The organism is Paraburkholderia ginsengisoli NBRC 100965, from assembly GCF_000739735.1.
Classification (GTDB): domain Bacteria; phylum Pseudomonadota; class Gammaproteobacteria; order Burkholderiales; family Burkholderiaceae; genus Paraburkholderia; species Paraburkholderia ginsengisoli.
Window position 1 is genome coordinate 59669 of record NZ_BBJF01000020.1, and the last position, 26107, is coordinate 85775.

The following is a 26107-nucleotide window of genomic DNA, read 5'->3' on the forward strand; positions in this document are numbered from 1 at the left end:
GGATAACACGATGCTGAACCACGGCCTGCAAGTGCTGTATATCGAAGATGACGAACTGGTGCGCCGCGCCAGCGTGCAGAGCCTGCAACTCGCGGGCTTCGACGTGATCGGTCACGCGTCGGCGGAGTCCGCGGCGAAGATGATCAGCGCGGATTTCTCCGGCGTGATCGTCAGCGATATTCGGCTGCCTGGCGCGAGCGGTCTCGAACTGCTCGCGCAATGCCACGAACGTGCGCCCGATGTGCCGGTGATCCTGGTCACGGGCCACGGCGATATCTCGATGGCCGTGCAGGCGATGCGCGACGGCGCGTATGACTTCATCGAAAAGCCGTTCGCGTCCGAACGCCTGATCGAAACCGTGCGGCGCGCGTTGGAGCGCCGCAAGCTGGTGCTGGAGAACCTCGCGCTGCGTCGCGAACTGGCGGAGCAGAATTCGGTGGCGCCGCGGATCATCGGCCGCAGTCCGGCGATCGAACAGGTGCGGCGGCTGATTGCGAATGTCGCGCCGACCGATGCGTCCGTACTGATCAACGGCGACACCGGCGCCGGCAAGGAGTTGATCGCGCGCAGTCTGCACGAGCTCTCGCCGCGCCGCGATAAGCCGTTTATCGCAGTGAACTGCGGCGCGTTGCCGGAGCCGATGTTCGAGTCGGAGATGTTCGGCTACGAGCCTGGCGCGTTCACCGGCGCGGCGAAACGGCGGATCGGCAAGCTCGAACATGCGTCGGGCGGCACGCTGTTTCTCGACGAGATCGAGAGCATGCCGCTCGCGTTGCAGGTCAAGCTGCTGCGCGTGCTGCAGGATGGCGTGCTGGAGCGGCTCGGCTCGAATCAGCCGATTCGCGTGAATTGCCGCGTGGTCGCGGCGGCGAAGGGCGACATGGCCGAGCACGTCGCGGACGGCTCATTCCGGCGCGATCTGCTGTACCGGCTGAACGTGGTGACGATCGCGCTGCCCCCGTTGGGCGAGCGTCGCGAGGACATCGTGCCGCTCTTCGAACATTTCCTGCTGGATGCGGCGGTGCGCTATCAGCGGCCGGCGCCGATTCTCACCGATCGTCAGCGCGCGAGCCTGATGCAGCGCGACTGGCCGGGCAACGTACGGGAGCTGCGCAATGCCGCCGACCGTTTCGTGCTCGGCGTCGCCGAGGACCCGGTGATGTCTTTCTCCGCCGACACCGCGGCCGCCCAGCCATTGAAAGAGCGCGTCGAGCAATTCGAACGGGCGATGATCGCCGAGGCGCTGGAGCAGGCCGGCGGCGTCGTTGCGGTCGCGGCGGACAGGCTGCAACTCGGCAAGGCCACGCTCTACGAGAAGATCAAGCGATATGGCCTCGCGGCCAAAGGGGAAGGGGAGCGCTGAGAGTGACGGCGCCGGCGGCGCGAGGCGCGGCCGGCGCGTTTTAATCTGACTGAATCTGCCTGGAACTGGTGAGGCGGAGTTGCTTCTGGGACGAAGGGGTCACGCTTTCAGCGCCTTTTCCAGCAACTGGTCGAGTTCGGCGAACTGTGGCTCGCCGACATAGCGCTTCAGAATCTTGCCGTCCTTGTCGATCAGGAACGTGGTCGGCGTGAGTTGCACGTTGCCGAACTGCTTGGCGGCCGAGCCGTCGTCCATCGCCACCTTGAACGGCAACTGGCGCGTTTGCGTGTAGTTGGTCACGTACATCGGCGCGTCGTAGTTCATCGCGACGGCGACGAATTCGAGCCCCTGACCCTTGAAGCGGTTATAGGTCTCGACCATCTGCGGCATTTCCTTCATGCACGTATCGCAGTTCGTCGCCCAGAAGTTGACGAGGTACACCTTGCCCTTCAGGTCGGCGGTCGTGATTTTCTGGCCGGACAGCAGTGTGAAGGTCGCGTCGGGCGCGCGTTGCTGGCCAGCAAATGCGAAGTAGCCGGCAACGGCCAGCACGACGACCACGGTAGCCACGATGATGTAACGAAGCGGGCTCGCGCGCCGGGCGGCGGTGGATGAATTGGAGTTCATGAACGGAACCTCGGGAGTCGCGCGGATCGCGCCGGACATTGGGTCGGTTGGGCGTGATGCCCGGTGCTGAACAGCGTCGCTATTGTAGCCCCATTCCGTCGGCGCGGCAGGACGCCGGGCGGCAGCGGATAATAGGGTTTTACGTTCCGGTCGGTCCGATCTTCTGCCCCCCATGCTCCGAACTGATTTTCGCGTTAGCCGTTTTCTCGCCCGAATTCCTTCCTCCTTGTTCTTCTATGGCCGTTTCCGTGGCAGCGCGCCGGCTGACGGCGACCGGCGCGCCGGCTCCCCTGCCAATGCTTCGCGGCGGCTGCGTGCGGCGCTCGGCATGGTTGCTGGCGCGCTGACGCTCGGCGTCGCGCTGAGCGCCTGCTCGCCGACCTTCGACTGGCGTACCGTCATGAATAACGACAACGGCTATACCGTCGATCTTCCGGCCAAGCCGGGCAACGATCAGCGCCCGGTGCAGATCGACGGCACGCCGATGCAGATGGCGATGCAAACGGCCGAAGCCGGCAACGCGGTGTTCGCAGTCGGCACCGTCATGCTCCCGGACGACCACGATTCGACGCAGCGGGCCGCGCTCGCTTTCCTTCGCGACGGGCTGGCTCGCAACGTCGGTGCCGCGCCCGACGCGCGCGCGGTGCAAATCCCGCTCGCCGCCGGCGGGCAGGTGCTGGGCCTGGAAATGAAATTGAACGGCGAGGCCGGCTCGCAACACGAAAGGCGCACCGTCTACGCCCGGCTGGTCGCGCGAGGGCGGCACGTCTATCAGGCGGCGATCATTGCCGATAAGCCGCTGCCGCCGGAACAGGTCGACCAGTTTTTTTCGTCGTTTAAATTGTTTTGATAACCGGTATTTTTGCCCGGTTCTGTGCGCTAGCGATCATTGTTAGCAGTGAAAGTTCCTTCGTAGCATCACGCGCTAATCCCCGGTTTACGTTGAGGTTTTTCGTTTCTTCATAGCGCCTGTGGATAACTCTGTTGAGAACTCGCTTCGTTTTGCCGCAGAGGCCCGTCCCGTGGGCATTCTGTCAGTTCCCATGGGCGCCGCAGATTTTAAAAATATCAATTAAATCAATGGCTTTGCGGCGTGGCCTTCGATGCGGCTTTCAGATGTATCAAAATCTATCAGGAGCTCGCGCATGTGCATAAGTCAAGTCTTGACAGCATATTTTTCTCCTCACAACGAGCCAAAAGCGCGCCGATATTGGATCGCTTCGGCGATCTGCGCGGCGCTTGGCATGGCGGCGCCGGCAAGATCGGCGATGCTGCGCGCGACCTTCAACACCCGATAGTAAGCACGCGCTGACCAGCCGAAGCGCTCGCCGGCTTCGCGCAGTAGCGCTTCTCCCGCGGCGTCAGGGCGGCAGACCTCGTCCGCCTCCCGTCCACCCAGTTCGCGATTGGTTTTGCCTTGGCGCAGCAATTGCCGCTCGCGGGCGGCGCTAACGCGTCGGGCGATCGCCGCGCTCGTTTCGCCGGTGGTCGCCGATCGAGCCGCCAGTTCGGCCGGCGTAAGTGCGGGAATCTCCAACTGAATATCGATCCGGTCGAGCAATGGACCGGATAGCTTGCGCAGATAGCGCGCCGCGATCTCCGGCGTACAGCGGCAGCGTCCGCCGGGGTCACCACGCCATCCACACGGGCACGGGTTCATCGCGGCGATCAATTGGCAGGCGGCCGGAAAATCCGCCTGCAAGGCGGCGCGCGAGATCGTGATGCGACCGGCTTCGAGCGGTTCGCGCAGCGTTTCCAGGACATCGCGATCGAATTCGGGCAATTCGTCCAAAAACAGTACGCCCAGATGTGCCAACGTGATCTCGCCGGGTTGCGGCGGATTGCGCCCACCGACCAGCGCCGCCGCGCTCGATGAGTGATGTGGCGCACGAAACGGGCGCTGCCGCCACTGCGACGGAGTGAAGCCCGCCCGACTGGCGGACAGCAGAGCGGCGGAGCTGAGCGCCTCGTCGTCGGTCATTGGCGGCAACAGGCTTGGCAAGCGAGCGGCGAGCATCGATTTGCCCGCGCCGGGCGGACCGATCAGCAACACGTGATGGCCACCGGCCGCGGCAACTTCAAGAGCACGACGCGCGGCGCGCTGGCCGATCACATCGGCCATATCGGGCACGGCGGCGGGCGCGCTGTCGGCAAGGTCCGGCGCGGCGACTGGGGCCAGCTTTGCGTCCGGAGTTCCGGCCAGGTGAGCGCAGAGCGACGGTAGATCGGCGGCGCCGTAGACGTCGACGCCCGGCACGAGCGCCGCTTCCGCCGCGCTGGCGGCGGGAAGATAGAGCTGCGGCGTACGCTCGGGGGGGATCGGGTCGGCCGCCGCAAGTACGCCATGGGTCGTGGCCACCGTGGCGCCTCCACCATCGCCGCCACCTTCACCGCTCCGAGGCGTAGCACTGCGCGCCGTTCCGCACGCCATCGCGAAAGCGCCGCGCATGGGCCGCAGCGCGCCGGTCAACGAGAGCTCCCCAGCAAACTCCCGATGCAGCAAGGATTCCGCGGGAATCTGCCCGCTCGCCGCGAGGATGCCCAATGCGATCGGCAGGTCGAAGCGGCCGGATTCCTTCGGCAGGTCGGCGGGCGCGAGATTGACGGTGATGCGTCGGACGGGGAAATCGAAGCCGCAATTTTGCAGCGCCGCGCGCACGCGCTCGCGGCTTTCGCGCACTTCCAGATCAGGAAGGCCGACGATCGAAAAAGAGGGTAATCCGTTCGCGAGGTGAACCTCGACGGTTACTTCGGGCGCGCGGCCAGAGGCCGGCGCGCGACTGCGCACCACGGCAAGCGACATGTTTTCTCCCGTCGGACCGCGCGCTCGGGCGCGCGCGAGTCCCCTAAAACGCTGATGACGTCACGGCTCGCTTGCCTGTGATGTGCAGCACTGCGCGGCTAGTGCGCGGCGACCGGCGCGTTACGGCGTCGTCGTGGCGACCGGCAGCTTCTGTTCGAGCTCAGCGACGCGGCGCTCCAGCTCTTCAAGGCGCGCGCGGGTCCGCACCAGGACCTGGGTCTGCGTATCGAATTCCTCGCGCGTGACCAGGTCGAGTTTCGAAAAGCCCTGCGATAGCATGGCTTTGACGTTGCGTTCGACATCTTTGGCCGGCGAGTTCTTGAACAACTCGCTCATGCGAGCCTGGAAGTCGTTAAAAACATCGTTGGGTTGTCTCATGGTGTTCCCCTTTGTGCACAAAAAATGTGCATATTTCGTTACGCCTGTGCCTTGTCGCCGCGCATGGGCTCTCTTGGTGCGTGCCCGCCTGCGCGCCGCTACGGCATGGGCGCCTTTGGTGCGCGGCTTCGCGTTCAAAACCTTCGAACACTCTAGCAACGATCCATACGCCGCGCCAGCGTGCCCCGGCAACGTTAGCCATCCGGCCAAGGTCGCTTGAGCGCCTTTCGTGACGCGCGCGGTGCGCAGTCTGACACAACATGGCATGCGAGTTGCTGTTACTGCCCCGCGCGCACTGTCGGACGCATTTTCACCGGCAGAGGGACGAGACCACGCGAACGGGTTACGGGTACGCAAAACGGGTTACGCAACGGGTTACGCAACTTAGCGAGGGATTTCATGAAGCTCATTACCGCAATCATCAAGCCGTTCAAGCTCGATGAGGCACGCGAAGCCTTGTCGGCCATCGGCGTCTCGGGCATCACGGTGACCGAAGTCAAGGGCTTCGGCCGGCAGAAGGGCCACACGGAACTGTATCGGGGTGCTGAATATGTCGTCGACTTCCTGCCGAAAGTGAAGATCGAGGCGGCCGTCTCAGACGATATCGTCGACCAGGCGATCGAGGCGCTCGAACGCGCGGCGCGCACCGGCAAGATCGGCGACGGCAAGATCTTCGTCACGCCGATCGAACAGGTGATCCGGATTCGCACCGGGGAAACCGGCGCGGACGCTCTGTAATACGAAAAGATAGCGACACAGATAGCGATAAGAGGAAACGAAAGATGCGCAAATTATTGATGTCCCTGCTGATGGCCGGTTCGCTGCTCGCGGGCGGTGTCGGCTCCGCCCTCGCGGACGACGCTTCCGCTCCCGCCGCCGCCTCGGCGCCCGATACGACGGCCAGCGCCCCGGCGCCAGATGCGTCGGCCCCCGCAGCCGCCGCGTCGGCCCCGGATGCCACCGCAGGAACCGCGAACGCAGCAGCTTCGGCACCGGCTGATGCATCGGCTGCGGCCGCCGCCGCACCGGCAGCCCCGACTGCGCCGTTCTCGGTCGATTCGTCGAAGATCAACTCGGGCGACACCGCCTGGATGCTGACCTCCACGGCGCTCGTGCTGTTCATGACGATTCCGGGTCTCGCGCTGTTCTACGGCGGCATGGTCCGCAAGAAGAACGTGCTCGCGACGCTGATGCAAAGCTTCGCGATCACCTGCCTCGTGACGATCATCTGGACTGTGGTGGGCTACAGCCTCGCCTTCACGCCGGGCGGCTCGTTCATCGGCGGCTTCTCGCGCGTCTTCATGGCCGGCATGAACTACATCAAGGGCGACAAGGCCACGACGCTGACCGTCAGCCACCTGGCCCCGACGATCCCGGAAACGGTCTATTTCGTCTATCAGATGACGTTCGCGATCATCACGCCGGCGCTGATTACGGGCGCGTTTGCCGACCGTATGAAGTTCTCCGCGATGCTGGTGTTCATGACGCTGTGGTCGATCATCGTCTACTCGCCGATCGCTCACATGGTCTGGGAACCGACCGGCTGGCTGGCTAGCGCAGGCATCCTCGACTTCGCGGGCGGCACGGTGGTGCACATCAACGCCGGTATCGCGGCGCTGGTTTGCGCGCTAGTGCTCGGCAAGCGTGTCGGCTACGGCAAGGAAGCGATGGCTCCGCACAACCTCACGCTCACGCTGATCGGTGGCGCAATGCTGTGGGTGGGCTGGTTCGGCTTCAACGCGGGTTCGGCGGTGGCGGCTGACGGCCGTGCCGGTTTCGCGATGTTCGCCACGCAAGTGGCGACCGCGGCAGCGGCGCTCGCGTGGATGTTCGCCGAATGGGCGGCAAAGGGTAAGCCGTCGGTGCTCGGCATCGTGTCGGGCGCAGTGGCGGGGCTGGTCGCGATTACGCCGGCTTCGGGCTTCGTCGGCACGCTCGGCGCGCTGGTGATCGGCATCGTCGCAGGCGTGGTCTGCTTCTGGTCGGCCACGTGGCTCAAGCACAAGCTCGGTTACGACGACTCGCTCGACGCGTTCGGCGTGCACTGCATCGGCGGTATCGTGGGTGCGCTCCTGACCGGCGTGTTCGCAGTGAAGGACATCGGCGGCGCGGACGGCAGCATCATCGTGCAAGCCAAGGGCGTGCTGACGACGCTGATCTACAGCGGTGTGGTGAGCTACGTCCTGCTGAAGATCATCGACATGGTGATGGGCATCCGCGTGACGGAAGAACAGGAACGCGAAGGTCTGGACGTGAGCCTGCACGGCGAGCACGTCGAATAAGGGAAGTTTGGCGAGCCCGCGCTCCCGGGCTCGCTGGATCACGATTAAGCGCAGCGATTTGGCCCGCCTTCATGGCGGGCTTTTTTCTTGCGGGCTATCTTGAAAACGGCAGTTTCCCCCGCCTATGATCGAAATAGCGAGAATGCATTCGCGCATGCTTGCGAATGGAGAAACCGTCCCCAAATGGGCAAAGCATTTGCTCTACAATCTTTTTTCTCCAGTCTGCGAGTGATCAATGGTTCCGCACCTAGTTACGGCGTTAAACGGCCCGCTGCTCGACCTCGAGCGGAAGATCCTCGACGCCACGCCCGCCATCGAACGCTGGTTCCGGCTCGAATGGCAGGAGCACACGCCGCCGTTCTACTGTTCCGTCGATCTGCGTAATGCGGGTTTCAAGCTCGCGCCGGTCGACACCAATCTGTTCCCCGGCGCATTCAACAATTTGCCGCAGGAAGTGCTGCCGCTCGCCGTGCAGGCCGCGATGGCGTCGATCGAGAAGATCTGCCCGGACGCGAAAAATCTGCTGGTGATTCCCGAGCGCCACACGCGCAACGCGTTTTATCTCGAGAACGTCGCCCGTCTCGCCGCGATCATGCGCCAGGCTGGCCTGAACGTGCGTTTCGGCACGCTCGACGAAAGCATCAACGGCCCGGTTACGATCGCACTGTCGGACGGCCAGAAGCTGGTGCTCGAACCGCTCGAACGCTCGCAGCGCCGTCTCGGCCTGAAGAATTTCGACCCGTGCTCGATCCTGCTGAACAACGATCTGTCGGGTGGCATTCCGCCGATACTCGAAAATCTGCATGAGCAGTATCTGCTGCCGCCGTTGCATGCGGGCTGGGCGGTGCGCCGCAAATCGACACACTTTTCCTGCTATGACGACGTCGCGAAGAAGTTCGCGAAGATGGTCGAAATCGATCCGTGGATGATCAATCCGTACTTCGCGCACGTCGAAGGCGTCGATTTCCAGGAGCGCACCGGCGAGGAAGCGCTGGCGGACGCGATCGACGGCGTGCTCAAGAAGATCGCGAAGAAGTACCGCGAGTACGGCATCTCCGAGAAGCCGTATGTCGTCATCAAGTCGGACGCGGGCACTTATGGCATGGGTGTGATGACCGTGCACGACGCGTCGGAAGTGGCCGCGCTTACCAAGCGCGAACGCGCGAAGATGGCGGCCACGAAGGACGGCCTCGAAGTCCATGACGTGATCGTGCAGGAAGGCGTGTACACGTTCGAGCGCATCGGTGAGGAAGTCGCCGAGCCGGTCGTCTACATGATCGACCGCTATGTAGTCGGCGGCTTTTACCGTGTGCATGGCAGTCGCGAGCGCGACCAGAACCTGAACGCGCCCGGCATGCACTTCGTGCCGCTCGGCTTCGAGCACACGGCGCTGCCGGATGCGCACGCGAAGCCCGGCGCGGCGCCGCCGAACCGCTTCTACATGTATGGCGTGGTGGCGCGGCTCGGGCTGCTGGCCGCATCGGTCGAACTGGAAAAGACCGATCCGGAAGCGATCCAGGTTTAAGCCACCCAGGGTGGTCGATGGCGGCACACGTGCCGCCATCGCCATTTTTAACCACACTATTGACGATCAATGCCAAGCGCTTCAGGGCGCACCGGGACCCTCATGGACATTCTTTTCATCGCCGATCCGCTTTCCCAGTTCAAGATCTACAAAGATTCGACTTACGCGATGATGGCCGAAGCCGCGCGTCGCGGGCATGTGGTGTACACATGCGAGCCGAAGCATCTGGCGTGGACGGGCGGCGACGTCGAAGCGAACGTGCAGCGGATTGCAATCACCGGCGACGTGACCGATCTGCATCGCGACGAGTGGCACGCCGCCGACGCGGCCGCGCCCCGCGCGCTGAAGAGCTTCAGCGCGGTCGTGATGCGCAAGGACCCGCCGTTCGACATGGAATACGTGACGTCGACGTGGCTGCTCGAAATGGCCGAGCGCGGCGGCGCGCGCATCTTCAACAAGCCGCAGGCGATTCGCGACCATTCGGAGAAGCTCGCGATCGGCGAGTTCGCGCAGTTCGTCACGCCCACGCTGGTCACGCGCGACGCGTCGCGTCTGCGTGCGTTCCATGAACAGCACGGCGACGTGATCCTCAAGCCGCTCGACGGCATGGGCGGCATGGGCGTGTTCCGTGTGAAAGCCGATGGCATGAACCTCGGCTCGATCATCGAAATGCTGAGCCACGACGGTGCGCGCTCGGTGATGGCGCAAAAGTTCATCCCCGAAATCAAGGACGGTGACAAACGCATCTTGCTGATCGGCGGCGAAGCTGTGCCTTTTTCGCTCGCGCGTATTCCTCAGGGCAACGAAGTGCGCGGCAATCTGGCGGCCGGTGGGCTTGGCGTCGCGCGTCCGCTCAGCGAGCACGATCGCAAGATCGCCGACACGCTCGCGCCGGTGCTGGCCGCGCGCGGTTTGCTGCTGGTCGGGCTGGACGCGATCGGCGACTGGCTGACCGAAGTCAACGTGACGAGCCCGACGTGTTTTCGCGAGATCATGGACCAGACCGGCTTTGACGTCGCCGCGATGTTCATCGACGCGCTGGAGCGCGCGGCGGCCTGACGTGCAGCCCTTGAATGCCTGCCATACCCCCCAACCTGTGTAGTAAATCCGCATCAAGCGCAGCGCCGGCTTTGGCGCGAAAATGAGCCTGATACAATGCCCGCTCTTCCGCGCCAAGCCGGTTCGGTGGCCTCCCGCAGAGGTTTTCGGCACGGATGGCGGACGGTGAGCGAGCAATTTCCCCGGTGGCGCCGGCATGGCGCCGGGAGAGCCGCTCGTCAAATGATGCGTTCCGGCTCTCATGACCTACGGCCGGTCGAGGGCGCTGACGAACCGGGCTTCGTCCCGGTCCACGGTTCAGGGCCGTTCTTTTGCAGTAAGGCTGACATGGCAGGCATTCTGATCATTGCGCACGCTCCGTTCGCCACCGCGTTGCGCGATTGCATTTCGCACATCTACGGTGGCTTGCCGGCTCGCATCGGGGTGATCGACGTATCGCCCGATTGCGATCCCGTGCAACAGGTCGAGTTCGCGAACTCGGAAATCGAGCGTCTGAAGGAAGACAACGGCGCGCTCGTGCTCACGGATATGTTCGGCGCGACCCCCGCGAATATCGCGGGCCGGCTCGCCACGCTGCCGAATGTGCGCGTGCTGTGCGGCGTCAATTTGCCGATGCTGGTGCGCGCGGTCTGTTATCGCGCGACGCCGCTCGACACGCTGGTCGACAAGGCGCTCGCGGGCGCGACCAAGGGCGTGCATGCAATCGGACCCGCAACGCCCGCGCCGGCGGCATGTGCGGCGGCCGTCAGCGAGTGCTTGCCGGCATTGCCGCCCGATGCGGCGCCCGGCGACTGTCTGCCCGCGCTGCCTGCCGACGCCGATCTGACCCAGAAGACCGACGCCGCCGGTTTGTAGGCTGCGCGCAGGCGGCTCGACGTTCAAGCTCAAGAAGGCCTGGGGCTTCAAACCCAGGGCCTCAAACGCAGTGCAACTGGTTTGCAGTTTCACCTTTCACAACCACATTTACCCGCGCTTCGGACCATCATGCTGCAACAGGAAACGACTATTGTGAACAAGCTGGGGCTGCACGCACGCGCGTCGGCCAAGTTGACGCAACTCGCGGGCAACTACCAGGCGGAAATCTGGATGAGCCGCAATGGCCGCCGCATCAATGCGAAGAGCATCATGGGCGTGATGATGCTGGCCGCGGGCATCGGCAGCACGGTGCTGATCGAAACGGAAGGCGCCGACGAAAAAGAAGCGATGGACGCATTGTTGAAACTGATTGCCGATAAATTCGGCGAGGGCCAGTGAAGTAGCGCGCGCACGTTTCAGTGAGCATCAACGCCGCGGTTGTCCGCGGCGTTTTTTTTAGCGCGCAACAATGGACAGCGAGGCACGCGGGAGCCGATGTGCTGTCGGGCGCATAGAAACGTGAGCGATGTCGCCGGAACGCAAGCATGCTGAAGGCGCATTGTCGTGTTGATTACGACAATTCGTGCTGCGCTGCACATAGTCCTGACGTATCCGCGGAGGGCGCGGAATTTATAATGACGAACAGAGTCTGAGAGCATTGCAGCGGTTTGCCGCGGCATCACACAACTAGAGGAGGTGCGCGTGTCCTTCACGCTGCATGGAATTCCCGTGTCACGCGGTATCGCCATCGGGCGGGCCTATCTGATCGCCCCGGCAGCACTTGACGTAGACCACTATCTGATCGAACCCGCCCAGATCGAGGGCGAGGTGGAGCGTTTTCGCGCGGCTCAGCAACACGTGCATCGGGAGCTCGACACGCTGCGCGCCGATCTCGCCGCGGACGCGCCCAGCGAAATGGGCGCGTTCATCAATGTTCATTCAATGATCCTGAACGATGCAATGCTCGTGCAGGAAACCATCGACCTGATCCGCACGCGCCGCTACAACGTGGAGTGGGCGCTGACCGAACAGCTCGAGCGCCTGTCGCGCCATTTCGACGACATCGAAGACGAGTACCTGCGCGAACGCAAAGCCGACATCGAGCAGGTGGTGGAGCGCGTGCTGAAGGCGCTTGCGGGTGCGTCGGCGGCGCTGGTGGATGGCGTGCACGGCGCGTGCGACGAGATGATCGTGGTCGCGCACGACATCGCGCCGGCCGACATGATGCAGTTCAAGACACAGACGTTTCAAGGTTTCGTCACGGACCTGGGCGGCCGCACGTCGCACACGGCGATCGTCGCGCGCAGCTTGGGCATTCCGGCCGCGGTCGGCGTGCAGCATGCGAGCGCGTTGATCCGTCAGGACGACCTGATCATCGTCGACGGCGATCACGGCATCGTGATCGTCGATCCCGCGCCGATCGTGCTGGAGGAATACTCGTACCGGCAAAGCGAAAAAGAGCTGGAGCAGCGCAAGCTGCAGCGCCTGAAGTTTTCGCCGACGCAAACCCTGTGCGGCACGCGCATCGAGCTGTGCGCAAACATCGAGTTGCCGGAAGACGCTCGCGCGGCGGTCAACTCCGGTGCGGCCGGCGTGGGCCTGTTCCGTACCGAGTTCCTGTTCATGAATCACAAGGACCGCTTGCCCGAAGAGGAGGAGCAGTTCGCTGCGTACCGCCGGGCGGTCGAGTTGATGAATGGCTTGCCGGTCACGATCCGCACCATCGACGTCGGCGCGGACAAGCCGCTCGATTCGATGAACGGCGGCGACGGCTACGAGACCGCTGCAAATCCCGCGTTGGGACTTCGAGCGATTCGCTGGAGTCTGTCTGAGCCGCAGATGTTCCTGACGCAGTTGCGCGCGATTTTGCGCGCGTCGGTGTTCGGCACGGTGAAGATTCTGATTCCGATGCTCGCGCACGCGCAGGAAATCGACCAGACGCTCGATCTGATTCGCGAGGCCAAGCGTCAACTTGACGACGCGGGCATCGCCTACGATCCGAACGTGCAGGTCGGCGCGATGATCGAGATTCCGGCGGCCGCCATCGCATTGCCGCTGTTCCTGAAGCGGCTCGACTTTCTGTCGATCGGCACCAACGATCTGATCCAGTACACGCTGGCAATCGATCGCGCGGACAATGCGGTCGCGCATTTGTACGACCCGTTGCATCCCGCGGTGCTGCATCTGATCGCCTTTACGCTGCGCGAGGCGAAGCGCGCGGGCGTGCCGGTGTCGGTGTGCGGCGAGATGGCGGGGGATCCGACGTTGACGCGTCTGCTGCTCGGCATGGGTCTCACCGAGTTTTCGATGCACCCGAGCCAACTGCTGGTGGTCAAGCAGGAGGTGCTGCGCTCGCATCTGAAGACGCTGGAGAAGCCGGTAGCCGACGTGCTCGCTTCGTTTGAACCGGAAGAAGTGCAGGCCGCGCTGAAGCGGGTCGCGCTGGCTTGAACGCCGAGCGCGTGGCGGGCTTCTTTGTATGAAAAAAACGCCGCACATGTGCGGCGTTTCTTCGTTCAGCGTCTGTTGCTGGGCACCGACCTCAAGCGCGATGCGATTGCCCGCACACCGGGCAATCCGGCTGGCGCGCGATGCGCATCGTGTTCCATTCCATCCGCAGCGAATCGAGCATCACCAGGCGGCCCGTTAGGGCGGTGCCGATTGCCCCGATCACCTTGAGCGCTTCGGCGGCCTGCATCGAGCCGATGATGCCGACCGTCGGCGCGAACACGCCCATCGTCGAGCACGCGACTTCTTCGAACGGCTGGTCTTCGGGAAACACGCACGCATAGCAGGGCGATGTTTCGTCACGGAAATCGAACGTGCTGATCTGACCGTCGAAACGTAACGCCGCGCCGGATACCAGCGGCACGCCGTGCTTCACGCACGCGCGATTGATCGCGTGACGGGTCGCGAAGTTATCGGTGCAGTCGAGCACGACGCTCGCATGCGGGACTTCGCGATCGAGCCACGCGTCGTCGACGCGTTCGGCCACCGCGTTTACTGTCACCTCGGGATTGATCTGCGCGATCGCATCGCGCCCCGAGTCCACCTTCCTGCGTCCGACCGATGCGCTCACATGCAGGATCTGCCGCTGGAGATTGGTCAGGTCGACCGTATCGGCATCGACCAGCGTCAGGCGGCCGACGCCGGCCGCCGCAAGATACATCGCGGCGGGCGATCCCAAGCCGCCCGCGCCGACGATGATCGCGTGCGCGTCGATAAAGCGCTGCTGCGCCTCGATGCCGATTTCGTCGACGAGAATGTGGCGGGAGTAGCGGAGGAGTTGATCGTCATTCATGGCGGGGCGCGTGAGTGTGTCGCGCAATGGAGGCAGACTTGCGGTCTGCAGCGCGCGTTTCGTGTTCTTATTTTAATCGCGCGAAGGGTGGGGCACGTTGCGGGTCTTGCAGCGTGTCTTCGCAGCATGGCGCTGCGAAGACACGCCAGGGGCTGGCTGCTTACTTGCCTTGCGTAGCCGGAGCCGGTGCCGAGGCGGGCGCCACGCCCGATGCACCCGGAACCGGTTGCGTCGGTTTCACCGCGACCGGCGCGGACGCCGACGTGGCCGGCTTGTTCTGCGCGAGACGGCGCTCGGTCAGCGACTTCGATTCCTGCACGGTCTTGCCCTGGAGCTTGGCGAGCGCCTGTTGCAGCATGAAGTCGTCGGCCGAACCGAATTCCACCGGCTTGCGCTCACGATCCTTCTGACGCTGTTCCGGCGTCTTCTTGTCGTTCGCTTCTTCGAGCTGGCGCAACTGGTCCATGCGTTCCTGTTCGCGCTGTTCCGCTTCCTTCTTCTCGTTCGGGTCCTGCGTGTTTGCAAGGTGGTTCGAGTAGTCGACTTCACGGGTCACGAGTGCGTCGTCCGGATCGCCTTCCGCGTATTGATCGACTGCGATGTCAGGACGGATGCCCTTGTTCTGGATCGATCGGCCGCTCGGCGTGTAGTAGTACGCGGTGGTCAGACGCAGCGCGGTCTCCGCAGTCATCGGGCGCACGGTCTGCACGGAGCCCTTGCCGAAGGTGGTCTTGCCGACGATCAACGCACGATGCTGGTCCTGCAGCGCGCCCGCGACGATTTCCGACGCCGACGCCGAGTACGCGTTGGTCAGCACGACCATCGGCACGGTCTTGAAGATGGCCGGGATGTCCTTCAGCGGATCGCTGTCGAAGGATTGCAGACGGTAGTTGTCGTAGGTGTCGCGATAGACCTGCTTCGAATCGGGAATCTGGCCGTTGGTCGACACCACCACCGAATTCGGCGGCAGGAACGCGCCGGCCACGCCGACTGCGCTTTGCAGCAGACCGCCGCCGTTGTTGCGCAGATCGAGCACAAGGCCCTTCAGGTTCGGCTCCTGACGCGCGATGTCCTGCAGTTTCGCGGCGAGATCAGGCGTGGTGCGTTCCTGGAAGCTGGTGACGCGCACATACGCGAATCCCGGCGCAATGACCTTGCCCTTCACCGACTGGACCTTGATGATCGCGCGCGTGACTGTGAGCGGGAACGTGCGGTCGTCGGACTTGCGGAAGATCGTGAGCGTGACCTTGGTGCCCGGCTCGCCGCGCATCTGCTTGACCGCCTGGTCGAGCGTCATGCCGCGCACGGGCTTGTCATTGATACGCGTGATCAGGTCGCCCGGACGGATGCCGGCGCGAAACGCGGGCGTGTCTTCGATCGGCGAAATCACCTTGATCAGGCCATCTTCCGACGAAATCTCGATGCCCAGACCCGCGAAGCGACCCTTGGTCTGCTCCTGCAGTTCTTCGTAATCGGTCTTGTCGAGGTACGACGAGTGCGGGTCAAGGCTCGACACCATGCCCTTGATCGCGGAGGTGAGGAGCTTCTTGTCGTCAACCGGTTCGACGTATTCGTGCTTGATTTGCCCGAACACTTCGGCAAAGAGCCTGAGCTGGTCTAGCGGCAGGGGTGCAGCGGCGGCACTAGCGGGTTGCTGGGCCGAAGCGGAAAGTTGCAGGGTGGCAAATGCACCGGTAGCAAGGCCCGCGGCAATCAGGCCGATATTTTTCAGGTTCTTTCGCATAGAGTCTGTTGCGGTCGGAAGCGCGTGGCAGCGTCGATAGGAATTGGACGGACAAGTATAACTGCACACCTGCCTACTCAGGGGGCAGGGCGGGCAATCGTGATTCGACAGCCCGGACCAGAGCTGGTTCGGGGGATTGTGCGCGCGGCAGCGAAGTAATGTGCCGTAACACGCAGAGGCGGCCAGAACGACGCTGTTGAGTGAAGCGGGCCACGCCAACCGGTACGTGTTGCCGGATGGCGCGGCCCGTGCGCCGTGGCGTTGCCGCAGGTTCGATGCGGACGGGCCGCGGGGCCGGCTCGGCGGAATCAGCCCGCCTTGCCCTGCTTGGCGACCGCGGCTTGCGCCTTCGCGATCGCTTCCTGGTCGCCCAGATAGTAGTGCTTGATCGGCTTCAGGTTCTCGTCGAGCTCATAGACGAGGGGCACGCCGTTCGGAATATTCAGGCCGACGATGTCGTCGTCGGAAATATTGTCGAGGTACTTGACCAGCGCGCGGATCGAGTTGCCGTGCGCGGCGATGACGACCTTGCGGCCCGACTTGATAGCCGGCGCGATCGACTCGTTCCACAACGGCAGCACGCGTGCGACCGTGTCTTTCAGACACTCGGTGAGCGGCAGCTGTTCGCGCGGCACCTTGGCGTAACGCGGATCGGCATACGGCGCGCGTTCGTCGGTCGGTTCCAGCGCGGGCGGCGGCGTATCGTAGCTGCGGCGCCAGACCAGCACCTGCTCGTCGCCGAACTTCGCAGCAGTTTCCGCCTTGTTCAGACCCGACAGCGCGCCGTAATGGCGTTCGTTCAGGCGCCACGAATGCACCACTGGCAGGTACATCAGATCCATCTTGTCCTGCACGTGCCACAGCGTGCGAATCGCGCGCTTGAGCACCGACGTGTAGGCGATGTCGAACGTGTAGCCGGATTCCTTCAGCAGCACGCCCGCCTGCTGCGCTTCACTGTTGCCCTGTTCGGTAAGGTCGACGTCGACCCAGCCGGTGAAGCGGTTTTCCTTGTTCCACGTCGATTCGCCGTGGCGGATGAGAACGAGTTTGTACATGAGATTGCCGGTCGGTAGTAAGGAAGCGGTAAAGCGCAGCGAGGTTCCTCTAGCGGAGCGCCGCCATCGCGTCAGACGGTTATTTTATAATGGGCGGATTGCCCTTTTCGATTTCTCTCTTTTTCGGCGGATTTTCCGTGAAGTTTTTCACTGATTACACAAACCTTGTACTGATCGCGATTGTCCTCATCTCCGGTGGGTTGCTGCTGTGGCCGACGATCAGCCGGCGCGGCCGCGGTGGCCTGTCGGCCGCGGAAGCTACCCAACTGATCAACCGGCGCAATGCGGCGGTCATCGATCTTCGTTCGTCCGCCGACTTTGCTCAGGGTCATCTGCCCTCGGCGCGGCACCTTGAATTTGCGGAATTGCAGGCGAAGGTCGCGCAACTCGTGAAGAACAAGAGCAACCCGGTGCTGCTGGTTTGCCAGACCGGCCAGCAGTCGAACAAGGCAGCGCGTATCGTGCAGGATGCGGGATATGCGGAAGTCCACGTTCTCGACGGCGGTGTCGACGCGTGGCAGAAAGCCGGTATGCCGGTTGTGAAACAAGGAGCAGCCAAGTGAACAAAGTGATCATGTACAGCACCCAGGTGTGCCCGTATTGCCAGATGGCCGAACGTCTTTTAAAGTCGCGCGGCGTCGAGCACGTTGAGAAGGTACTGATCGACAAGGACCCGGCCCGTCGTGAGGAGATGATGACCCGGACCGGTCGTCGCACGGTGCCGCAGGTGTTCATCGGCGAGACGCATGTCGGCGGTTACGATGATCTGTCCGCGCTCGATCGCGCGGGCGGTTTGATGCCGCTGCTCGAAGCCGCCTGAGTACACGCGCTCCGCCCTGCGCGGTTCGCGCGAACGGGCGGGTAAGAAACAGGCTGGCGCGCGCCTGCCCCGCGAGGGTGGGCGGCGCGCCGCAACGATCCGGCGACCCATGCAATCATGGGCCGCCACCATGCATACCTATCAGGAATCACTTCATCATGTCCGACGAGAATAATCAGCCGTTCTTCAACATCCAGCGCATCTACCTGAAGGACATGTCGCTCGAGCAGCCGAATTCGCCGGCCATTTTCCTCGAGCAGGAAATGCCGTCGGTCGAAGTCGAAGTCGACGTGAAGGCCGAGCGCCTCGCCGACACTGTGTTCGAGATCCTCGTCACGGGCACCGTCACGGCCAAGGTGTCGGACAAGGTCGCGTTCCTGATCGAAGCCAAGCAAGCCGGTATTTTCGACATCCGCAACATTCCCGCAGAGCAGATCGATCCGCTGGTCGGCATCGCCTGCCCGACGATCCTGTTCCCGTACCTGCGTTCGAACATCGCCGACGCAATCACCCGCGCCGGCTTCCCGCCGATCCACCTCGCCGAAATCAACTTCCAGGCGCTGTACGAGCAACGCCTCGCGCAGTTGGGTAGCCAGGAAGGCGCGGCGCAAAACGGCGTCACGCACTAAGGTGTCGCAAGCAGTGCCGGCCATGAAGGTTGCTGTCCTCGGCGCCGGCGCATGGGGCACGGCCCTCGCCGGCCATCTCGCCTTACGGCACGACACGCTGTTGTGGGCGCGCGAGCCCGCGCTCATTGCCGATCTCTCCACTGCACACGAAAACGCCCGCTATCTGGCGGGCGTTGCTTTGCCGTCGGCGCTTCAGTACGAAGCGGACCTGAGCGCGGCGCTCGAGCACGCGCTCGCCGACGACGCTCTGTGCGTCGTGGCGACGCCCGTGGCCGGCCTGCGCGGTCTGTTCCGGGCGATGCGCGATGCGGGCAAAGTGCCGGCGCACGTGGTGTGGCTGTGCAAGGGTTTCGAGGCCGATTCGCAGTTGTTGCCGCATCAGGTGGTCGCGGCCGAATTGCCGGGACATCGTAGCAATGGCGTGCTGTCCGGTCCGAGCTTCGCGCGCGAAGTCGGCCAGGGCTTGCCGGTCGCGTTGACGATCGCGAGCGCATCGGCGGCGTGCCGCGAACGCACGGTCGCGGCGTTTCATCACGGCGCCATGCGCATCTATACCGGCGACGACATCGTCGGCGTGGAGGTGGGGGGTGCGGTGAAAAACGTGCTGGCCATTGCCACGGGTATTGCAGACGGTCTCGGCCTCGGTCTCAATGCGCGCGCGGCGCTGGTCACACGTGGGCTGGCTGAAATGACGCGCCTCGGCGTGACGCTAGGCGGACGGGCTGAGACGTTCACCGGGCTGACCGGTCTCGGCGATCTGATCCTGACCGCCACCGGCGACCTGTCGCGCAATCGTACAGTCGGCGTGCAACTCGCCGCGGGCCGCACGCTCGACGATATTCTCGGCGCCCTGGGTCACGTGGCCGAAGGCGTTCGTTGTGCGCAAGCGGTTCTCGCGATCGCTCGCGCTCACGCGATCGAGATGCCGATCACGCAGGCGGTTTGCGCCGTGCTGTTCGACGGTGTAGCGCCTCGCGACGCCGTCAGCGCCCTGCTGCGGCGCGATTCCAAAGCTGAATAAGCATTGTCTCTCAGCCGTTTAGCGCGACTCACGCGTTGAACGGCTGCCCTTGCGCTCGACACGTTGCCGCGCGCGCCGCACGTTGAACGCGTGGTGTTCGCCTGTTTCGACGACGCGATGTCTGCGCGCTACGACGTGGAGTTGAAGCGCCGTCAGGCGCCGCCATCAAAGCCGGTCTGACGCCACGCCTCGAACACCACGATCGCGACGGTATTCGACAGATTCAGGCTGCGGTTGCCCGGGCGCATCGGCAGACGCACGCGTTGTTCGTTGGCGAACTGGTCGAGCACCGAGTCGGGCAGGCCGCGCGTTTCGGCGCCGAACACGAACCAGTCACCGTCCTGAAACGCGTGCTCGTGAAAACGGCCCGAGCCGCGCGTGGTGAATGCAAACATGCGCGCCGGGTCCGGCGTTTCCTTGGCGACGAACGCGGCCCAGTCGGCGTGCACGTTCATTTGCGCGTACTCGTGATAGTCGAGGCCGGCGCGGCGCAGCTTGGCGTCGTCGAGCGGGAAACCGAGCGGTTCGATCAGATGCAGGCGTGCGCCGGTGTTCGCGCACAGGCGAATCACGTTGCCGGTGTTCGGCGGGATTTCCGGTTCTACGAGAACGACATTGAACATGATGAGATCAGGTGGAAACTAGTTTTTCGGTGTGCGCAGCGCGACGAAGTTCGTGATCCTTCGCGCGCCGGCAGCCTTCAGCGTATGGGCCAGTGCTTCGAGTGTCGCGCCGGTCGTCATGACATCGTCGACCACGCCGACATGCAGTCTACGCACCGTGTGCGCGACCCGGAACGCGCGGCCAACGTTCAGCCGACGCGCGTCGAGATCAAGCCGCGACTGCGGCGCAGTATGAATGACCCGTTGCAGCAAGGTGGCGTCGCTGCACACGTTGAGCGCACTGGCCAACGGCTTTGCGATCTGCCATGCCTGGTTATAGCCGCGCTCGGTCAGCCGCCGGCCGGCCAGCGGCACCGGCACGATCACGTCGGGCTGGTCGCCAAAGTCCTGCCACGAGTCTTGCGCGAGCCGCGCGAGGCGCTGTGCGAACTCGCGCGCGAGCATCAGCCGGGCGCGGAATTTCAGACCGACCGCCAGCGTATCGAGCGGTGCGCGGTAGTCGGCCAGCGCGAAGGTCGCGTCGAACGGAGGCGGATCGGCGAGGCAATCCGCACAGCGGTATCGCGTATGAGTGGCCCAGCGCGTTGCCGGCAACGGGACCGCGCATACCGTGCAACGCAACCGGCTTTCGTTCCAGTAGGCTTCGTCGCAACCGGCGCACAGCGTCTTATGCGACATATTGCCGCACAGTGCGCAGAGGTTCGGCATGGCCGCTTGCATCATGCGCGGCCATGCCGAATGCAAGCCGCATGTGAAGCGCGTGAATCTGCCGCCTGAAGACGAAGAAAATAATCGGAATGACACGAGTGGACACCCGCGAAGGCCTTTCACGCTGAATACAAAGAAGCGAACGAGTATACTTCGTGCTCTACGCCAGCACGACACTCATGCCCCCAACTCCCGCTCAATCAGGCCGTCCGGCCTATGATTCCCGGCGCCTCAGGCGTATTTTCGACCGCCGCGCCGCCAGCTTCGGCGAGGTTGCGTTCCTGCCGCGCGAGATCGCGCAACGCATGCGCGAGCGTCTCGATTACATCAAGGTCGCGCCGTCGAGCGTGCTTGATGCCGGTTGCGGCGCAGGCGAAGACATCCCAGCATTGCGTGAGCGCTTCCCCGAGGCGCCCGTGTTCGGTTCCGATCTGTCGCACGGCATGTTGACCCGCGCGCTGCACCACGATGCCGGCGACACCAGCTGGCGGCGCTTCCTGCCGGCCTCGCTCGGTAAGGCACTCGGCGCCCGCGGTCCGCGCTTCGCGCAGGCCGACTTCTCCGCGTTGCCTTTCGCGGGCGGCGCTTTCGAATTCATCTGGTCCAATCTCGCGTTGCATTGGCACTCGCGGCCCGATCTCGTATTCCCCGAGTGGCAGCGCGTGCTGAAGGTCAACGGGCTGCTGATGTTCAGCACGCTCGGCCCTGACACGCTCAAGGAATTGCGCGGCGCGTATGCGGAGGTCGAGGCCGCGCACGGTGTCGCGTCGCGCAAGCATGTGATCGACTTTGTCGATATGCACGACCTCGGCGACATGCTGGTCGAAAGTGGCTTCGAAATTCCGGTGATGGACCAGGAAGTGCTGACGATCACCTACAAGTCGCCGGAGTCATTGCTTGCCGATGTGCGTCGCTGGGGCGCGTACCCGTTCGAGCGCGAGGCGGCGTCGGGCGCGACCGCTCGCCGGTTGCACAAGGCGCTGCTGGCGGCGCTCGAAGCGCGTCGCCGGGCCGACGGCACGATCGCGCTGACCTTCGAGGTGATCTATGGGCATGCATGGAAAGCAGTGCCGCGCACAACGGCCGAAGGGCATGGCATCGTGCGCATCGAGGATATCGGACGAGGTTCGTCGAGGAATCGTTGAAGCGGTAAAGATGGCATCCGTTATGTCTGAAATTTGCGCTTCGATAGACCCGTAAAAGCCCTGTGAAAATGGCGCAGAGGCTTGTCACGCCTGGCTTGTGGGCCGATCCGGGCTTGCTTGTGGATGCTATGGATCGCGCCTATAATGCGTCAGTTTGTCGCCCGGAGTTCCCACATTTGGGGCGGCAGACCCGAGGCGCAGGGCTGGAATACGAGGTGACGCGGTAGTGGGTTCGCGCGGCCGGCATCGTTGGCCGCAGGGAATAGCCGAAGGCGGCGATTCGCAGGAGGCAGCGGTGGGCGCATCAGATCTGCTGGCGGATTCAGAACCGGTCCTCAAAGACTGGACGATGAAGCGCAACTGTTCTATGTCGCCCCGTCAGTTCATCTGTCTCTACGTTTCGCTGGCGTTGTTCTCGTTGGCAATTGCTTTCATGCTGGTGCTGGTCGGCGCATGGCTGGTGTTGCCGTTCACCGGTATCGAATTGCTTGCGGTGGGCATCGCGTTTGCCATTTACGCGCGTCATGCTGTCGATTACGAACGCATCAGCCTGTTTCAGAACCGGCTGGTGATCGAGCAGGTCAGCGCCGAGCAGCGCACGCAGTTTGAATTCAATCCGCGCTGGGTGCGGATCGAGCCGGGCGCAACGCCGCGTGACCAGATCAAACTGGTCTCGCGCGGCCAGACGATCATGATCGGGCAACACCTCGCGCAGTATCGGCGCGCGCAATTCGCAGGCGAATTGCGTATGTGGCTCTCCCGCTGTTAGGTGGGGCGAGACACGCGGCGTTCAAGGGGAGTGCGAGGGAGGCTGTCAGCGGGGTCGAGGGTTTGAATGGAAAATTTGGGTAAGGAAGCTATGAAAACAATCAAGCGAGCGCTCATGAGCGTGCTGGCGATGAGCGGACTGCTTTTCGCCGGTGCCGCCCTGGCAGTGGGCGATGCTCCGGGCGGCCCTGCCGTCAACGCGATCAATCTCCAGCCGCCTGCGACGAGAATCGCCGAGGAGCTCTTCAGCCTCCACATGTTCATGCTGGCTCTTTGCACGGTGATCTTTGTCGGCGTGTTCGCCGTCATGTTCTATTCGATCTTCGCGCACCGCAAATCGAAGGGTCACAAGGCTTCGAATTTCCACGAAAGCACCACCGTCGAAATCATCTGGACGATTGTGCCGTTCGTCATCGTCGTGCTGATGGCGCTGCCTGCCACCCGCACCGTCGTCGCGATGAAGGACACCACCAACGCGGACCTCACCGTCAAGGTCACCGGCTACCAGTGGAAGTGGGGCTACGACTACGTGAAGGGTCCGGGCGAAGGCATCAACTTCCTGTCCACGCTGGCCACGCCGCGCGCCGAGACCGACGGCCACAAGCCGATTTCCACGCTGTATCTGCAGGAAGTCGACAATCCGCTGGTCGTCCCGGTCGACAAGAAAATCCGCATCATCACCACCGCGAACGACGTGGTCCACTCCTGGTACGTGCCGGCCTTCGGCGTGAAGCAGGATGCGATTCCGGGCTTCGTGCGCGACACGTGGTTCAAGGCTAACCGGGTCGGCACGTTCCGCGGCTTCTGTACCGAGCTGTGCGGCAAGGAACACGCGTTCATGCCGGTCGTGGTCGAAGTGCTGTCCGCCGACGACTACGCGAAGTGGGTCGACGCACAAAAGAAGAAAATGGCCGCCGGCCAGGACGACCCGAACAAGACCTACACGATGGCCGAGCTGATGGAGCGCGGCGGCAAGGTGTACGCGGCGAACTGCGCGGTCTGCCACCAGCCGACCGGCAAGGGCGCAGGCGCATTCCCGGCGCTCGACGGCAGCAAGATCGCGAACGGCGCGATCGCCGAGCACGTCAGCCTGGTGTTGAAGGGCAAGAACGCGATGCCTTCATGGGCGCCGACGTTGAACGACGTCGAAATCGCGTCGGTGGTCACGTTCGAACGCAACTCGTGGGGCAATCACACCGGCGACATTCTCCAGCCGAAGCAGGTCGCGGACGCCCGTAACGGCAAGCTGCCGGAAGGCGGCAACCATCTGGCCGACGCGGCTGCCGCAGCAAGCGGTGCAACGGCGGCTTCGGGCGCAGCTTCAGGAGCGGAAGCTGCTGCGGCAGGTTCGGACAGCGCGGCGGCAACGTCGGCTGCGCTGCCGGCGAGCATCTACTTCGACACGGGCAAGAGCACGCTGCCGGCCGACGCGCAAGCGGCGGTCGACGCGGCCGCCGCCTATGCGAAGGCACATCCGGACGCGAAATTCACGCTGTCGGGCTTCACCGACGCGACCGGTTCCGCCGACGTCAACGCGAAACTCGCGAAGAGCCGTGCGGAAGCCGTGCGCGACGCACTGAAAGCAGCCGGCATTGCCGAAGACCACATCATTTTGAAGAAGCCGGAAACGATCACGGGCGGCACCGACGCGAAAGAAGCCCGGCGTGTTCAGATCAGCCCGGCTGCCTGACGTGTTCATGGTCAGCACCGCAGTATTCGCTTTAGGAGATTGTCATGTCTAGCATCGGACACGATGTAGTAGCGGGCCACGAGCACGTGCACGGCGACCATGCCCACGAAACGCCGCATGGCTGGCGCCGTTGGCTGTTCGCAACCAATCACAAGGACATCGGTACGCTGTACCTGATCTTCTCGTTCACCATGTTCCTGTCCGGGGGCGTGATGGCGCTGATGATCCGTGCCGAGCTGTTCGAGCCGGGCCTGCAGATCATGCGTCCCGAGTTCTTCAACCAGTTGACCACCATGCACGGCCTGATCATGGTGTTCGGCGCGATCATGCCGGCCTTCGTCGGTTTCGCGAACTGGATGGTGCCGCTGCAGATCGGCGCATCGGACATGGCTTTCGCGCGGATGAACAACTTCAGCTTCTGGCTGCTGCCGGTAGCGGCTGTTCTGCTGGTCGGTTCGTTCTTCTCGCCGGGCGGTGCCACCGCCGCGGGCTGGACGCTCTACGCGCCGTTGTCCACGCAGATGGGCCCGGGCATGGACTTCGCGATTTTCGCGGTCCACTTGATGGGTGCGTCGTCGATCATGGGCGGCATCAACATCGTCGTGACGATCCTGAACATGCGCGCACCCGGGCTCACGCTGATGAAGATGCCGATGTTCGTGTGGACGTGGCTGATCACCGCGTACCTGCTGATCGCCGTGATGCCGGTGCTGGCAGGCGCGATCACGATGGTGCTGTTCGACCGTCACTTCGGCACGTCGTTCTTCAACGCGGCCGGCGGCGGCGACCCGGTGATGTACCAGCACATTTTCTGGTTCTTCGGGCACCCCGAGGTGTACATCATGATCTTGCCGGCGTTCGGCATCGTGTCCCAGGTGATCCCGGCGTTCTCGCGCAAGCCGCTGTTCGGCTATAGCTCGATGGTGTATGCGACTTCGTCGATCGCGATTCTGTCGTTCATGGTCTGGGCGCACCACATGTTCGCCACCGGCATGCCGGTCACGGGCCAGCTGTTCTTCATGTACGCGACGATGCTGATCGCAGTGCCGACCGGCGTGAAGGTGTTCAACTGGGTCGCAACGATGTGGCGCGGTTCGCTCAGCTTCGAAACGCCGATGCTGTTCGCAGTCGGCTTCCTGCTGGTCTTCACGTTTGGCGGCCTGTCGGGTCTGATGCTGGCCATGGCGCCGCTCGACATCCAGTATCACGGCACCTACTTCGTGGTGGCGCACTTCCACTACGTGCTGGTGGCGGGTTCTCTGTTCGCGCTGTTCTCGGGCTGGTACTACTGGGCGCCGAAGTGGACCGGCTGGATGTACAACGAAACGCGCGGCAAGATTCACTTCTGGGCGTCGATGTTCTTCTTCAACCTCGCGTTCCTGCCGATGCACTTCGTCGGTCTCGCAGGCATGCCGCGTCGTTATGCCGACTACCCGGCTCAGTTCACCGACTGGAACCAGGTTATTTCGATCGGTGCGTTCGGCTTCGGTCTGGCGCAAGTCTACTTCCTGTTCGCGGTTGCGCTGCCGGCCTACCGTGGCGGCGGCGAGCACGAAGAAGCCGGCGATAAGCCGTGGGACGGCGCGACGGGCCTCGAGTGGACCGTGCCGAGCCCGGCTCCGTTCCACACGTTCGAACATCCGCCGACCGTCGAGTAAGCGGGCTTCGGCGCGATGCCCGGCTCCGGCGGCGTGTGATGTTAACGTCGCGT

General features: G+C 63.6%; 25 protein-coding genes. 17 read left to right on the top strand and 8 right to left on the bottom strand.

The window, feature by feature from the left end; all coding sequences use genetic code 11:
- The first annotated feature begins 10 nt into the window (after positions 1 to 10).
- Positions 11 to 1363, top strand: coding sequence for a sigma-54-dependent transcriptional regulator (locus BGI01S_RS24535; RefSeq protein WP_174447440.1), 1353 nt, complete (start codon positions 11 to 13; stop codon positions 1361 to 1363).
- Between the two features lie 99 nt (positions 1364 to 1462).
- Here the strand turns inward: BGI01S_RS24535 and BGI01S_RS24540 are convergent, their stop codons facing one another.
- A complete protein-coding gene (locus BGI01S_RS24540; RefSeq protein ID WP_042328782.1) occupies positions 1463 to 1990 on the bottom strand; it encodes a peroxiredoxin family protein in 528 nt (175 codons plus the stop codon).
- Between the two features lie 172 nt (positions 1991 to 2162).
- On the opposite strand from BGI01S_RS24540, the gene BGI01S_RS24545 reads away from it, so the two are divergent.
- Complete coding sequence (locus BGI01S_RS24545; RefSeq protein ID WP_042328716.1) at positions 2163 to 2840, top strand: hypothetical protein; 678 nt, start codon at positions 2163 to 2165, stop codon at positions 2838 to 2840.
- Positions 2841 to 3173: 333 nt separating this feature from the next.
- On the opposite strand, the gene BGI01S_RS24550 is transcribed toward BGI01S_RS24545, so the two are convergent.
- On the bottom strand, positions 3174 to 4793 hold the full coding sequence (locus tag BGI01S_RS24550; protein WP_042328717.1) for a YifB family Mg chelatase-like AAA ATPase: 1620 nt from the start codon (positions 4791 to 4793) through the stop codon (positions 3174 to 3176).
- 120 nt (positions 4794 to 4913) lie between these two features.
- Positions 4914 to 5171, bottom strand: a complete 258-nt coding sequence (locus tag BGI01S_RS24555) for an accessory factor UbiK family protein (RefSeq protein ID WP_042328718.1) — start codon at positions 5169 to 5171, stop codon at positions 4914 to 4916.
- A gap of 399 nt (positions 5172 to 5570) precedes the next feature.
- On the opposite strand from BGI01S_RS24555, the gene BGI01S_RS24560 reads away from it, so the two are divergent.
- The 7 genes from BGI01S_RS24560 to ptsP all read left to right on the top strand — a co-directional run bounded on the left by BGI01S_RS24560 (position 5571) and on the right by ptsP (position 13343).
- Positions 5571 to 5909: a P-II family nitrogen regulator gene (locus BGI01S_RS24560; RefSeq protein WP_006048089.1), complete on the top strand. Its 339-nt coding sequence runs from the start codon at positions 5571 to 5573 to the stop codon at positions 5907 to 5909.
- Positions 5910 to 5953: 44 nt separating this feature from the next.
- Positions 5954 to 7453, top strand: coding sequence for an ammonium transporter (locus BGI01S_RS24565; RefSeq protein WP_042328719.1), 1500 nt, complete (start codon positions 5954 to 5956; stop codon positions 7451 to 7453).
- 235 nt (positions 7454 to 7688) lie between these two features.
- On the top strand, positions 7689 to 8978 hold the full coding sequence (gene gshA / locus BGI01S_RS24570) for a glutamate--cysteine ligase (protein WP_042328720.1): 1290 nt from the start codon (positions 7689 to 7691) through the stop codon (positions 8976 to 8978).
- Between the two features lie 102 nt (positions 8979 to 9080).
- On the top strand, positions 9081 to 10037 hold the full coding sequence (gshB, locus tag BGI01S_RS24575; protein WP_042328721.1) for a glutathione synthase: 957 nt from the start codon (positions 9081 to 9083) through the stop codon (positions 10035 to 10037).
- Between the two features lie 327 nt (positions 10038 to 10364).
- On the top strand, positions 10365 to 10892 hold the full coding sequence (locus BGI01S_RS24580; RefSeq protein WP_042328722.1) for a PTS sugar transporter subunit IIA: 528 nt from the start codon (positions 10365 to 10367) through the stop codon (positions 10890 to 10892).
- Between the two features lie 129 nt (positions 10893 to 11021).
- Positions 11022 to 11291 carry an HPr family phosphocarrier protein gene (locus BGI01S_RS24585; RefSeq protein ID WP_007179472.1) on the top strand — a complete coding sequence of 90 codons (270 nt, stop codon included), beginning with the start codon at positions 11022 to 11024 and terminating at the stop codon, positions 11289 to 11291.
- 303 nt (positions 11292 to 11594) lie between these two features.
- Positions 11595 to 13343, top strand: coding sequence for a phosphoenolpyruvate--protein phosphotransferase (gene ptsP, locus BGI01S_RS24590; protein WP_042328723.1), 1749 nt, complete (start codon positions 11595 to 11597; stop codon positions 13341 to 13343).
- 91 nt (positions 13344 to 13434) lie between these two features.
- On the opposite strand, the gene BGI01S_RS24595 is transcribed toward ptsP, so the two are convergent.
- The 3 genes from BGI01S_RS24595 to gpmA all read right to left on the bottom strand — a co-directional run bounded on the left by BGI01S_RS24595 (position 13435) and on the right by gpmA (position 16992).
- Entirely contained in the window at positions 13435 to 14193 is a 759-nt protein-coding gene (locus tag BGI01S_RS24595; RefSeq protein WP_042328724.1) for a HesA/MoeB/ThiF family protein, read from the bottom strand.
- A gap of 160 nt (positions 14194 to 14353) precedes the next feature.
- Complete coding sequence (locus BGI01S_RS24600) at positions 14354 to 15937, bottom strand: S41 family peptidase (protein WP_042328725.1); 1584 nt, start codon at positions 15935 to 15937, stop codon at positions 14354 to 14356.
- Between the two features lie 308 nt (positions 15938 to 16245).
- A complete protein-coding gene (gene gpmA, locus BGI01S_RS24605) occupies positions 16246 to 16992 on the bottom strand; it encodes a 2,3-diphosphoglycerate-dependent phosphoglycerate mutase (protein WP_042328726.1) in 747 nt (248 codons plus the stop codon).
- A gap of 137 nt (positions 16993 to 17129) precedes the next feature.
- Between gpmA and BGI01S_RS24610 the strand changes: the two genes are divergently transcribed.
- The 4 genes from BGI01S_RS24610 to BGI01S_RS24625 all read left to right on the top strand — a co-directional run bounded on the left by BGI01S_RS24610 (position 17130) and on the right by BGI01S_RS24625 (position 19462).
- Positions 17130 to 17555 (top strand): rhodanese-like domain-containing protein, encoded by a 426-nt coding sequence (locus BGI01S_RS24610; RefSeq protein ID WP_042328783.1) that lies wholly within the window; start codon positions 17130 to 17132, stop codon positions 17553 to 17555.
- Positions 17552 to 17812 (top strand): glutaredoxin 3, encoded by a 261-nt coding sequence (gene grxC / locus BGI01S_RS24615; RefSeq protein ID WP_028199035.1) that lies wholly within the window; start codon positions 17552 to 17554, stop codon positions 17810 to 17812. Before BGI01S_RS24610 ends, grxC begins: the two co-directional genes overlap by 4 nt.
- A 158-nt stretch (positions 17813 to 17970) precedes the next feature.
- Positions 17971 to 18441, top strand: a complete 471-nt coding sequence (secB, locus tag BGI01S_RS24620) for a protein-export chaperone SecB (protein ID WP_042328727.1) — start codon at positions 17971 to 17973, stop codon at positions 18439 to 18441.
- Between the two features lie 22 nt (positions 18442 to 18463).
- A complete protein-coding gene (locus BGI01S_RS24625) occupies positions 18464 to 19462 on the top strand; it encodes an NAD(P)H-dependent glycerol-3-phosphate dehydrogenase (RefSeq protein ID WP_042328784.1) in 999 nt (332 codons plus the stop codon).
- Between the two features lie 152 nt (positions 19463 to 19614).
- Here the strand turns inward: BGI01S_RS24625 and trmL are convergent, their stop codons facing one another.
- Positions 19615 to 20085, bottom strand: a complete 471-nt coding sequence (gene trmL, locus BGI01S_RS30380) for a tRNA (uridine(34)/cytosine(34)/5-carboxymethylaminomethyluridine(34)-2'-O)-methyltransferase TrmL (RefSeq protein ID WP_042328728.1) — start codon at positions 20083 to 20085, stop codon at positions 19615 to 19617.
- Positions 20086 to 20103: 18 nt separating this feature from the next.
- Entirely contained in the window at positions 20104 to 20889 is a 786-nt protein-coding gene (locus tag BGI01S_RS30385) for a phosphoribosyltransferase family protein (protein WP_042328729.1), read from the bottom strand.
- 83 nt (positions 20890 to 20972) lie between these two features.
- Between BGI01S_RS30385 and BGI01S_RS24640 the strand changes: the two genes are divergently transcribed.
- The 4 genes from BGI01S_RS24640 to ctaD all read left to right on the top strand — a co-directional run bounded on the left by BGI01S_RS24640 (position 20973) and on the right by ctaD (position 26054).
- Positions 20973 to 21938 carry a methyltransferase domain-containing protein gene (locus BGI01S_RS24640; protein WP_042328730.1) on the top strand — a complete coding sequence of 322 codons (966 nt, stop codon included), beginning with the start codon at positions 20973 to 20975 and terminating at the stop codon, positions 21936 to 21938.
- Between the two features lie 295 nt (positions 21939 to 22233).
- The gene (locus BGI01S_RS24645; RefSeq protein ID WP_042328785.1) at positions 22234 to 22707 is read left to right on the top strand and encodes a DUF2244 domain-containing protein; all 474 of its coding nucleotides are present in this window, start codon (positions 22234 to 22236) and stop codon (positions 22705 to 22707) included.
- A 66-nt stretch (positions 22708 to 22773) separates the two neighbouring features.
- The gene (gene coxB / locus BGI01S_RS24650; RefSeq protein ID WP_042328731.1) at positions 22774 to 24396 is read left to right on the top strand and encodes a cytochrome c oxidase subunit II; all 1623 of its coding nucleotides are present in this window, start codon (positions 22774 to 22776) and stop codon (positions 24394 to 24396) included.
- A 44-nt stretch (positions 24397 to 24440) separates the two neighbouring features.
- Positions 24441 to 26054, top strand: coding sequence for a cytochrome c oxidase subunit I (gene ctaD / locus BGI01S_RS24655; protein ID WP_042328733.1), 1614 nt, complete (start codon positions 24441 to 24443; stop codon positions 26052 to 26054).
- The last annotated feature ends 53 nt before the right edge of the window (positions 26055 to 26107 follow it).

Coding starts and splice junctions, on each gene's coding strand:
- BGI01S_RS24560 (WP_006048089.1), top strand. CDS start 5,571: ATGAAGCTCATTACCGCAATCATCAAGCCGTTCAAGCTCGATGAGGCA.
- secB (WP_042328727.1), top strand. CDS start 17,971: ATGTCCGACGAGAATAATCAGCCGTTCTTCAACATCCAGCGCATCTAC.
- gpmA (WP_042328726.1), bottom strand. CDS start 16,992: ATGTACAAACTCGTTCTCATCCGCCACGGCGAATCGACGTGGAACAAG.
- BGI01S_RS24625 (WP_042328784.1), top strand. CDS start 18,464: ATGAAGGTTGCTGTCCTCGGCGCCGGCGCATGGGGCACGGCCCTCGCC.
- gshB (WP_042328721.1), top strand. CDS start 9,081: ATGGACATTCTTTTCATCGCCGATCCGCTTTCCCAGTTCAAGATCTAC.
- BGI01S_RS24540 (WP_042328782.1), bottom strand. CDS start 1,990: ATGAACTCCAATTCATCCACCGCCGCCCGGCGCGCGAGCCCGCTTCGT.
- BGI01S_RS24550 (WP_042328717.1), bottom strand. CDS start 4,793: ATGTCGCTTGCCGTGGTGCGCAGTCGCGCGCCGGCCTCTGGCCGCGCG.
- gshA (WP_042328720.1), top strand. CDS start 7,689: ATGGTTCCGCACCTAGTTACGGCGTTAAACGGCCCGCTGCTCGACCTC.
- BGI01S_RS24545 (WP_042328716.1), top strand. CDS start 2,163: ATGCTCCGAACTGATTTTCGCGTTAGCCGTTTTCTCGCCCGAATTCCT.
- BGI01S_RS24585 (WP_007179472.1), top strand. CDS start 11,022: ATGCTGCAACAGGAAACGACTATTGTGAACAAGCTGGGGCTGCACGCA.
- coxB (WP_042328731.1), top strand. CDS start 22,774: ATGGAAAATTTGGGTAAGGAAGCTATGAAAACAATCAAGCGAGCGCTC.
- BGI01S_RS24580 (WP_042328722.1), top strand. CDS start 10,365: ATGGCAGGCATTCTGATCATTGCGCACGCTCCGTTCGCCACCGCGTTG.
- BGI01S_RS24640 (WP_042328730.1), top strand. CDS start 20,973: ATGCCCCCAACTCCCGCTCAATCAGGCCGTCCGGCCTATGATTCCCGG.
- BGI01S_RS24600 (WP_042328725.1), bottom strand. CDS start 15,937: ATGCGAAAGAACCTGAAAAATATCGGCCTGATTGCCGCGGGCCTTGCT.
- BGI01S_RS24595 (WP_042328724.1), bottom strand. CDS start 14,193: ATGAATGACGATCAACTCCTCCGCTACTCCCGCCACATTCTCGTCGAC.
- trmL (WP_042328728.1), bottom strand. CDS start 20,085: ATGTTCAATGTCGTTCTCGTAGAACCGGAAATCCCGCCGAACACCGGC.
- ctaD (WP_042328733.1), top strand. CDS start 24,441: ATGTCTAGCATCGGACACGATGTAGTAGCGGGCCACGAGCACGTGCAC.
- BGI01S_RS24535 (WP_174447440.1), top strand. CDS start 11: ATGCTGAACCACGGCCTGCAAGTGCTGTATATCGAAGATGACGAACTG.
- BGI01S_RS24565 (WP_042328719.1), top strand. CDS start 5,954: ATGCGCAAATTATTGATGTCCCTGCTGATGGCCGGTTCGCTGCTCGCG.
- BGI01S_RS24555 (WP_042328718.1), bottom strand. CDS start 5,171: ATGAGACAACCCAACGATGTTTTTAACGACTTCCAGGCTCGCATGAGC.